Genomic DNA, 8,214 nt, shown 5'->3' with positions numbered 1-8,214 from the left:
GGGGGAGCCCGCACCGGCTCCCCCCGGGCCGCCGGTCCCGCTACTCGCGCGCCGCCGAGGTGGAGCTCATGTCCGCGTAGCGGTTCCCCGCCACCCGGCCGGCCACCGGCTCCAGCAGCGCCAGCTCCTCGGCGGTCAGCCGCAGCGTCGCCGCCGCGGTGTTCTCGGCGAGCCGGCCGCGCCTGCGGGTGCCCGGGATCGGCACGACGGCCAGCCCGTGCACCTCGGCCCGCTGGTGCACCCAGGCCAGTGCGACCTGGGCGAGCGTCACGCCGCGGGCCGCCGCGATCTTCCGCAGCGGGTCCAGCAGTTCGCCGTTGGCGGCCGCGTTGTCGCCGGTGTAGCGCGGGTGGGAACGGCGGTAGTCGTCCACCGAGAGCTCCTTGGCGTCCTGGAAGGCGCCGGTCAGGAAGCCCCGCCCGAGCGGCGAGTACGGCACGAAGGCGACGCCCAGCTCCGCCGCGGCCGGGACCGCCGTGCGCTCGACGTCGCGGGCGAACACCGACCACTCGGACTGGAGCGCGGCGATCGGGTGGATCGCGTGCGCCTCGCGCAGCTCCGCCCCGGTCACCTCGGACAGGCCGAGGTGGCGCACCTTGCCGGCCCGCACCAGCTCGGCCATGGCACCGACCGAGTCGGCCAGCGGCACGGCCGGGTCGCGGCGGTGCATGTAGTACAGGTCGATCACGTCCGTGCCGAGGCGGCGCAGCGAGGCGTCCACCGCGGTCCGGATGTACGCCGGGTCGTTGCTGATGCCGCGGACCGCGCCGTCCTCCTCGGAGCGCACGATGGAGAACTTGGTGGCGAGCACCACCTGGTCCCGGTTGGCCCGGACGAAGGGGCCGATCAGCTCCTCGTTGCGGCCGGAGCCGTACATGTCGGCGGTGTCGAAGAGGGTGACACCGGTCGCCAGCGCGGCGTCCAGGGTGGCCAGCGCCTCGCCGGTGTCGGTGGGGCCGTAGAACTCGCTCATGCCCATGCAGCCGAGGCCCTGGACGCCCACCAGCGGGCCGCCGGTGCCGAGTTCGACGGCGGGAAGGACGGTCTGAGTCATGCGCTCTGCTCTTCCTCTCCTTGGATGTTCTGGCACTTGGCCGGGATTCCGGCGCCACCGGCGACCTTCCCGGCATAGAGATCGATCTTGTAGTCGAGGACGGCGAGGGTGGCCCGGAGGTCCACGATCCGCTGTCGGACCTCCTCGCGCTGGGCCTCCAGGAGCAGCCGCCGCTCCCCGTAGGTCTGCTCGCCCTGGCGGGCCATGTCCACGTACTTGAGCATGTCCGCCACCGACATGCCGGTCAGCCGCAGCCGGCCCAGGAAGGCCAGCCGGTGCAGATCGGCGTCGGAGTAGCGGCGCTGGCCGCCCGCCGCCCGGTCGACCGGGTCCAGCAGACCGATCCGCTCGTACCAGCGCAGGGTGTGGGTGGTCAGCCCGCTCGCCGCGGCGACCTCGCTGATGGTGTGCCTCGGCCTCGGGTCCGGATCCCCGACGGGGCGGCTGAACACCTCGGAGCAGCTGCGCAGGTCGATCTCGATGCGTGCGGGTGCGGCCATCGCTCGTTTCCCCCTGTCCTGTACGACGTGAACGACGCTACCGAGTTGGAGTGCACTCCAAGCAAGCCCGACACCCGGGTGGCTCCACCACCACCTTCTCCGCGGAATTTCCCGGCGACTACAGTCGGATCCCATGGAGAGCTTGCGGATGATCGAGAACTGGCCGGTGCCCCATGCCGCGGCGGCGGTGGTCCGGGGGGCGGACGGCGCGGTCCTGGGCGCGCACGGGCCGCAGCAGCACCTGTTCCCGCTCGCCTCGGTGACCAAGCTGCTCACCTCGTACGCGGCGCTGGTCGCCGTCGAGGAGGGCGTGTTCGAGCTGGACGAGCCGGCCGGTCCGGCCGGCTCGACCGTCCGCCACCTGCTCGCGCACACCTCCGGACTGGGCTTCGACGAGCACCGGGTGTTCGCCGAGCCCGGCAACCGCCGGCTCTACTCCAACGCGGGCTTCGACGTGCTGGCCCGGACGCTGTCCGAGGCCGCCGGGATCGAGTTCTCCCGCTACGCCGCCGAGGCGGTGTTCGAGCCGCTGGGCATGACGGACACCCTGATCAACACCGCGCACAAGTCCCCGGCCGGCGCCGGCGGCCTGTCCACCGTCGCCGACCTCGCCCGGTTCGCCGCCGAGCTGCAGGCACCCAAGCTGCTGGACCCGTCCACGCTCCGGCAGGCCACCCGCGAGGTCGCCTTCCCCGGCGCCGGCGGCGTGCTGCCCGGCTACGGCCACCAGCGCCCGAACGACTGGGGCCTCGGCTTCGAGATCCGCGACGGCAAGAGCCCGCACTGGACCGGCGCCGCCAACTCCCCCGGAACCTTCGGGCACTTCGGCCAGTCCGGCACCTTCCTGTGGGTCGACCCGCGGGCCGGCGCCGCCTGCGTCGCGCTCACCGACCGGGACTTCGGGCCGTGGGCGGTCGAGGCCTGGCCGGCCTTCTCCGACGCGGTGCTCGAAGAACTCCCGAAGCGCTGAGCCGCTAACCGTAGGAGACCGGCGAGTGCATCTCCCAGAGCAGGAGTTCGGCGCCGGTCTCCCCCGCCGCCGGGTCGGCGAAGGCCTCGCCGGTGATCCGCACGCTGTCGCCCGGAACCATCGAGCGGCCGCCGCCCTTGGGCCCCGGGACGGTCCGGTAGCCCAGCGAGCCGGCGGTCAGGTGGGCGTACCGCCAGGGCGCCCCGGGCAGTAGCGGCAGCGGCTGCCACGGCCCGGCGGTGGCCAGCCAGAGCGCGGCGTCGCCGCGGCGCAGCCGCAGGGCGTCCGTCCCGGCGTCGCGCTCCAGCCCGGAGGCGAGCAGCGTCAACCCGCCGTCCGCCGGTTCCACCTTGCGCAGGCCGTAGGCGGGGGGCGCGTCGAACTCGTCCGGCTGGAGCCACATCTGGACGAAGCGGACCGGCCCGGTGGCGCCGCCGACGTTGCGCTCGGTGTGGCTGACCCCGGAACCGGCGCTGAGGTGCTGGACCATCCCGGGTCGGACCACCCCGCTGTGGCCGTAAGAATCGCGGTGGGCGAGCGCGCCCTCCAGCACCCAGGTGAGGATCTCGGTGTCGCGGTGCTTGTGCTCCTCGAATCCGGCGCCGGGGGCGAGGAGTTCCTCGTTGCACGCGAGCAGCGCCCCGAAGTGGGTGTTCTTCGGGTCGTAGTGGCCGGAGAAGGAGAACGCGTGCCTGGTCTCGACGCCCTCGGCCGGGACGGAGCGGTAGCGCTCGGCGGTGCGGCGCAGGTCGGCACGGCGCGCAGGCAGTGGGCCGACGTGACGACGGTGCTGCGGTTCGCGCCGGCGACGACCGTCGCGGTGCAACTGCCGTCGTAGCCGTCGGAGAAGGTGAAGAAGAGCCGGCCGACGCTGCGGGTCACCGCTCCGCCGTGGGTCCACACGGCCCCGGGGTCCGGGGTGTCCGCGGGCAGCGGCCGCGGGTCGTCGGGTGTGTTGTCGTCCTCGGGTACGGGCGTGATCTCGGGGACCATGGCCCCCGCCAGCTTCATCCGGGCGGGGGTCCAGTAGGCGTCGACCAGGTCGCGCTCCGGTGCGGTGGTGGCGCCGGCGTGCGTCGTGACGGTCTCCCGATCCGCGGCGAGGGCGGCGTTCGGCAGCAGCACCGCCGCCGTGGTCGCGCTCAGCAGGAGGGCGCCCACGGCGGCGAGCCTGCGGGGCAGTACGCGGCCGGTGGTCGGTGTTCCGGGTGTCTTCGGCATGCACGGCACCGTAGGCGCGGGACGTCAGGCTCCCGTGTGGATCGGGTCTCGGTCGGCCGTCGAAACGATCAGGTTCCGGTAACGGCGTCTCGGTCCTGTACCGGTGGCCGACGACCGGGCCGGACGGCCGTCAGGGCCGGTAGGAGGGCAGGCCCTTGACGGTGGAGACCTGGGTCGGCGCGGCCGAGCCGTCGGCGGGCAGGGTGCTGATGCCGTCCGGGGTGCGGACCGCGATGGTCCTGCCGTCGGGGGACCAGGCGGGCTGGGTGTAGTCGGTGGTGGCCGACGGGGTGAGGTCCTTCTCGGCCTTCTGGTCGATCTGGGTGGAGCGGGTGAACAGGTGGTCGTGCCCGTTCACCGAGCGGACGAAGACGAGGTGCTCGCCGTCCGGGGCGAGGGCCGGCTGCGAGCCCTTGCCCAGGTCCCGGGTCGCCGGGCGGATGTAGTCGTCGTACAGGTACACCTCGTTGGTCGGGGTGTTGGCGTAGACGATCTCGCCCCGGTGGCCGCCCGCGTTGGCCCAGGTGTTGCCGGTCTGCGGCGGCTGCGGCACCGGATCGCCGCCGCCCTCGGAGATGTGCGGGGTGAGCACCTCGGGGGTGGCGCCGGGGGACTTGCTGGGGACCTTCTCCAGCCGCAGCGTGCCGCCCTTGTCGGAGGTGAGGACGATCGCGGCGAACCGATCCAGCGCCTCGCCGCCGGCGGTGACGCTCGGGTCGGCGGTGGCGTGCTGCCAGGTGGGGTGGGACCAGGTCTCGCCGCCGGGGTTCTTGGCGAGGACGACCTTGCCGGTGCCGTCCGGGTTGGCGGTCATCAGGTCGCCGTCGCCGTTGACGAAGGCGGCCTTCGTTCCGTCGGGGGACCAGGCCAGGTCGCGGACGACGGTGCCGAAGTCGACGGTGGTGCCGTTCAGTGCGACGGTCGCCGTGCCGGTGGAGATGGTCAGGTGGTTGGCGGCCGAGGTGCCGTTGACCTCCTTGCCGCCGCCGGGCGCGGCGCTGCCGGAGGGGGCGGAGGGGCCGTTCCCGGCCGTTCCCGGCGACGCCGCCCCGGGGGTGGAGCCGGTCGGTGCGGCGCCGCCGGTCGGAGCGGCGGTGGGGGCGGAGTCGCCGTTCTCGGGGCCGCAGGCGGAGACCAGGACGGCGCCGACGCCGACCATCAGGGCGATCGCCGCGGTGGTGCCGAACCGGTTTCGCACGGAACTGTTGCGCACGGACATCTTCCTGGTCCCCCTTGTGTGCTGTTCGCCTTCGACCAGGAGCCTCGCAGTGCGAGGTCAGCGGCGGATGCGTGCCGTGTCACAGCCGTGGAACAGCGGGGGGAGCGCCGTGGCCCCGTGGCGGGGGCGGTTCAGAGGCCGAGTTCGGTGAGGCCCGGGTGGTCGTCCGGCCGGCGGCCGAGCGGCCAGTGGAACAGGCGCTCCTCGGCGGTGATCGGCAGGTCGTTGATGGAGGCGTGCCGGCGGGCCATCAGGCCGTCGCGGTCGAACTCCCAGTTCTCGTTGCCGTAGGAGCGGTACCAGCGGCCGTCGCCGTCGTGCCACTCGTAGGCGAAGCGGACCGCGATGCGGTCGCCGTCGTACGCCCAGAGTTCCTTGATCAGGCGGTAGTCGAGCTCGCGCTGCCACTTGCGGGTGAGGAAGTCGGCGATCCGCTCGCGGCCGGCGAGGAACTCGGAGCGGTTGCGCCAGCGGCTGTCCGGGGTGTAGGCGAGGGCGACCCGCCGGGGGTCGCGGGTGTTCCAGGCGTCCTCGGCGGCCCGGACCTTACGGCGGGCGGTCTCCTCGGTGAACGGGGGCAGGGGCGGGCGCTGCTCGGTGCCGGTCTCGGGCATGGATGCTCCTCGGAATGGGCGTTCCGCTGGTGAGAACGATCGTTCTCACTCTGGTGGCTACGATAGGAGAATCATCGTTCTCACGCAAAGGGCACGGCAGATGGAGCAGGAAGACCCGCGGACCCGGATCCTCGACGCGGCCGAGGAGCTGTTCTACGGGCAGGGCATCCAGGCGGTCGGCATGGACGCCGTCCGGGCCGCCTCCGGCATGACCATGCGCCGCGTCTACCAGCACTTCCCGTCCAAGGGCGAGCTCGTCGAGGCCTACCTGCTGCGCCGCGACGGCCGTTGGCGGGCGAGCCTCGCCGAGTACGTCTCGCGCACCGGCGGCGACCCGCGGGAGCAGCTGCTCGCGGTCTACGACTGGCTCGGCCGGTGGTTCGCCGAACCCGGTTTCCGGGGCTGCGCCTTCGTCAACTCGCTCGGCGAACTGGGCGCCGTCAGCCCCGCGGTGGTGGCCGCCGCCCGGCACCACAAGGCGGAGTTCGGGAGCTACCTCGCGGGCCTGGCCCGGGCCGCCGGAGCCCCGCCCGCCACGGCCGTCCACCTGACCCTGCTGGCCGAGGGGGCGATCACCAGCGCCGCCGTCCACGGCGATCCGACGGCCGCCGCCGACGCGAGGGAGGCCGCCCGGCTGCTGCTGGCCGCGACGCCGGGGCGGTAGTCGGGGGAGGGAGCCGGGGGCGGGGGCGAGCGCACCCCGTCGCCCGTGGCGACCGCCGGCGTACAGGCCGTCGTTGCCCGTCGGCCTCGGGCGGTGCCGGGCGGCAGCGGGTGGTGCCGAGGGTGTCGGCGGTGCCGGCGGTGCGGAGGGGACGCCATGAGGGGCGACCGTTCCCGGCCGAACCGCACCGGGCGAGTGCTTTTCGCCCGAACGCGCGTTTATCGCCCATTGATCGCCACCGCCTAGCCTCGGGCGCATGGACGAGAGAGCGGCCGAGCGGCCGGGGGCGTCGCCCGAGGGGCGGATGACGGAGCAGGACACCGAGCGGTTCCGGCGGTTGCTGGCGCGGCTGGAGGACTCGCTGGTGGTGGACCGGAAGGCGGCGGGGCGCGATGTCTGAGTGCGCCGAGCCGCCCGAGTGCGCCGGGCCGGGTCCGGTGGCGGTGCTGCCGGTGGCCGTCCTGCCGCTCTGGCGGCGCGGGGAGGCCGGGCAGGAGCGGAACGCGGACCGGCCCGGGGTGCTGCGGGGGCACCCCGGGCCGGTGGTGGGCGGTCGGGAGCGGGAGGGCGGCGCCGACCGGAGGGACTGACCGGTCAGCTGCAGCCGCAGTCGCACGAGCAGCAGTCGCACCCGTCGCAGCAACCCCCGTCGCAGCACTGGCAGCAGTCGCCGCAGCCGCTGCAGTCACCGCACTCGCAGTCGTTCCGCACGCAGAAGCCCTCGCGGCGCTCGCGGCTGAACGGGTCCTCGTGGTCGCAGCAGAGCAGCTGGCAGGTGCAGGCCATCAGTGCCCACATCGCGCACCCGGCGAGCAGGTTGCGGGGGTTCGGCGGCTTCTGGCCGGGCGGGGTGAAGCCCGGGCCCTGCGGCACCCACGGCGGGATCGGCGCCTGCCCGGGCGGCGTCTGCTGCGGCGGCGCCTGGTGCGGGTGGTCGCCGGTGGCGGCGCCCGCCGCGTCCGGGCGGCGGCAGGCCGCCCCGTGCCGGGCCGGTCCGAAGACCCGCTCCACCGCCCGCTCGGTCTCGTGCGCGAGCAGTACGTGCACGAGGGTGCGGTCGGCGAGTTCGACCTCGCGCAGCGCGAGCCGGATGCCGTGGACGGCGTCGCGGCAGAGCCGTTCGGCCTCGGCGTGGTCGGTGCCGGTGGCGGTCAGCGGGTTCCAGGCGCCCGAGGCCGCGTCGGCGGCCTGGTCCTCGGCGGCGTCGAGGAGGTGGGCGAGCCGGCCGAACAGCCGTCCGGCCTCGGCGAGCGGGGCGGCGTTGCCGGGGCGCCCGGCGATCACGGCGGTGTGCGCGAAGGCGGCCGAGGTGGCGGTCTCGGTGGGCTCGGTGACCAGCAGGACGGACCCGCCGGGCCGCAGTGAGCGCTCCAACTCGCCCTGCCGGGAGGCCGCGTCGAGCAGCACCGCGGTGTCGAAGCCGACCGTGGAGGCGCTGCCCGCGCTCTGCCGGTCCCAGCGCCGGGTGACGGCACGGGCTCCGGCCGCGACCGGGCGGCGGGCGAAGACGCCGTCGCGGTCCTCGACGTGGTCGCGGATCTTGACCGAGGCGAGTGCCAGCGAGACGGCGGCGGCGAGCCGGGCGCCCTCGCCCTTGGCGACGGAGGCGGTCCGCATGCCGCGCAGCGGGCAGGGCCCGGCGGTGCGGCGCCAGGAGGAGTCCTCCCGGGCGGCCTGGGCCTCGACCAGCACGGAGATGATCAGACCGTCGTAGTTGGTCGCCGTTCGCGCCAGCTGCCCGTGGTCGTCCCGCAGCGCGAGGCAGAGCCCGCACAGGTGGGCCATCCAGGACGTCTGCAGGCGCTCCGACAATCGGTGCCTGCACGGTCTGATGATGCCGAACACGCTGGTCCCCCTTGCTTCACGGGCCGCCGACCGGCCACGATCCGCCGCACATCATATGATCGGCGCCCCGTTCGGGCCGAGGCCCCGTCAAGCCCCGGAGACCGGGCGGAGGTGACGGACGCACCTC

General features: G+C 74.3%; 10 protein-coding genes. 4 read left to right on the top strand and 6 right to left on the bottom strand.

Annotated elements, in window-relative coordinates; all coding sequences use genetic code 11:
* Positions 1-40: 40 nt before the first annotated feature.
* Both ACIQOV_RS16235 and ACIQOV_RS16230 read right to left on the bottom strand, forming a co-directional pair.
* On the bottom strand, positions 41-1,054 hold the full coding sequence (locus ACIQOV_RS16235) for an aldo/keto reductase (protein ID WP_401049047.1): 1,014 nt from the start codon (positions 1,052-1,054) through the stop codon (positions 41-43).
* Positions 1,051-1,554 (bottom strand): MerR family transcriptional regulator, encoded by a 504-nt coding sequence (locus ACIQOV_RS16230; RefSeq protein ID WP_401049045.1) that lies wholly within the window; start codon positions 1,552-1,554, stop codon positions 1,051-1,053. Before ACIQOV_RS16230 ends, ACIQOV_RS16235 begins: the two co-directional genes overlap by 4 nt.
* Positions 1,555-1,687: 133 nt before the next feature.
* Here ACIQOV_RS16230 and ACIQOV_RS16225 point away from each other — a divergent pair, with 133 nt between their 5' ends.
* Positions 1,688-2,524, top strand: a complete 837-nt coding sequence (locus tag ACIQOV_RS16225) for a serine hydrolase domain-containing protein (protein WP_401049044.1) — start codon at positions 1,688-1,690, stop codon at positions 2,522-2,524.
* A 4-nt stretch (positions 2,525-2,528) separates the two neighbouring features.
* Here ACIQOV_RS16225 and ACIQOV_RS16220 read toward each other — a convergent pair whose 3' ends face one another.
* The 3 genes from ACIQOV_RS16220 to ACIQOV_RS16210 all read right to left on the bottom strand — a co-directional run bounded on the left by ACIQOV_RS16220 (position 2,529) and on the right by ACIQOV_RS16210 (position 5,578).
* Complete coding sequence (locus tag ACIQOV_RS16220) at positions 2,529-3,350, bottom strand: pirin family protein (protein WP_401049042.1); 822 nt, start codon at positions 3,348-3,350, stop codon at positions 2,529-2,531.
* Between the two features lie 525 nt (positions 3,351-3,875).
* Positions 3,876-4,958 (bottom strand): hypothetical protein, encoded by a 1,083-nt coding sequence (locus ACIQOV_RS16215; protein ID WP_401049040.1) that lies wholly within the window; start codon positions 4,956-4,958, stop codon positions 3,876-3,878.
* 137 nt (positions 4,959-5,095) lie between these two features.
* On the bottom strand, positions 5,096-5,578 hold the full coding sequence (locus tag ACIQOV_RS16210) for a DUF1348 family protein (RefSeq protein WP_401049039.1): 483 nt from the start codon (positions 5,576-5,578) through the stop codon (positions 5,096-5,098).
* A 100-nt stretch (positions 5,579-5,678) separates the two neighbouring features.
* Between ACIQOV_RS16210 and ACIQOV_RS16205 the strand changes: the two genes are divergently transcribed.
* The 3 genes from ACIQOV_RS16205 to ACIQOV_RS16195 all read left to right on the top strand — a co-directional run bounded on the left by ACIQOV_RS16205 (position 5,679) and on the right by ACIQOV_RS16195 (position 6,832).
* Positions 5,679-6,242 carry a TetR/AcrR family transcriptional regulator gene (locus tag ACIQOV_RS16205; RefSeq protein ID WP_401049037.1) on the top strand — a complete coding sequence of 188 codons (564 nt, stop codon included), beginning with the start codon at positions 5,679-5,681 and terminating at the stop codon, positions 6,240-6,242.
* 256 nt (positions 6,243-6,498) lie between these two features.
* Positions 6,499-6,642, top strand: coding sequence for a hypothetical protein (locus tag ACIQOV_RS16200; protein WP_401049036.1), 144 nt, complete (start codon positions 6,499-6,501; stop codon positions 6,640-6,642).
* Complete coding sequence (locus ACIQOV_RS16195) at positions 6,635-6,832, top strand: hypothetical protein (RefSeq protein WP_401049034.1); 198 nt, start codon at positions 6,635-6,637, stop codon at positions 6,830-6,832. The genes ACIQOV_RS16200 and ACIQOV_RS16195 overlap by 8 nt, the downstream gene beginning before the upstream one ends.
* Before the next feature lie 4 nt (positions 6,833-6,836).
* On the opposite strand, the gene ACIQOV_RS16190 is transcribed toward ACIQOV_RS16195, so the two are convergent.
* Positions 6,837-8,087 (bottom strand): DUF5685 family protein, encoded by a 1,251-nt coding sequence (locus ACIQOV_RS16190; protein WP_401049032.1) that lies wholly within the window; start codon positions 8,085-8,087, stop codon positions 6,837-6,839.
* Positions 8,088-8,214: the final 127 nt, after the last annotated feature.

The sequence above is a fragment of the Kitasatospora sp. NPDC091257 genome (assembly GCF_044757675.1).
GTDB lineage: Bacteria > Actinomycetota > Actinomycetes > Streptomycetales > Streptomycetaceae > Kitasatospora > Kitasatospora lactacystinica.
The sequence above is the reverse complement of the archived record's forward strand: the minus strand, read 5'-3'. Positions and strand labels throughout refer to the sequence as shown.

Bases quoted from the DNA above. Each gene is read 5' to 3' on its own strand.
- ACIQOV_RS16235 (WP_401049047.1), bottom strand. From the start codon at position 1,054: ATGACTCAGACCGTCCTTCCCGCCGTCGAACTCGGCACCGGCGGCCCG.
- ACIQOV_RS16230 (WP_401049045.1), bottom strand. From the start codon at position 1,554: ATGGCCGCACCCGCACGCATCGAGATCGACCTGCGCAGCTGCTCCGAG.
- ACIQOV_RS16225 (WP_401049044.1), top strand. From the start codon at position 1,688: ATGGAGAGCTTGCGGATGATCGAGAACTGGCCGGTGCCCCATGCCGCG.
- ACIQOV_RS16210 (WP_401049039.1), bottom strand. From the start codon at position 5,578: ATGCCCGAGACCGGCACCGAGCAGCGCCCGCCCCTGCCCCCGTTCACC.
- ACIQOV_RS16205 (WP_401049037.1), top strand. From the start codon at position 5,679: ATGGAGCAGGAAGACCCGCGGACCCGGATCCTCGACGCGGCCGAGGAG.
- ACIQOV_RS16200 (WP_401049036.1), top strand. From the start codon at position 6,499: ATGGACGAGAGAGCGGCCGAGCGGCCGGGGGCGTCGCCCGAGGGGCGG.
- ACIQOV_RS16195 (WP_401049034.1), top strand. From the start codon at position 6,635: ATGTCTGAGTGCGCCGAGCCGCCCGAGTGCGCCGGGCCGGGTCCGGTG.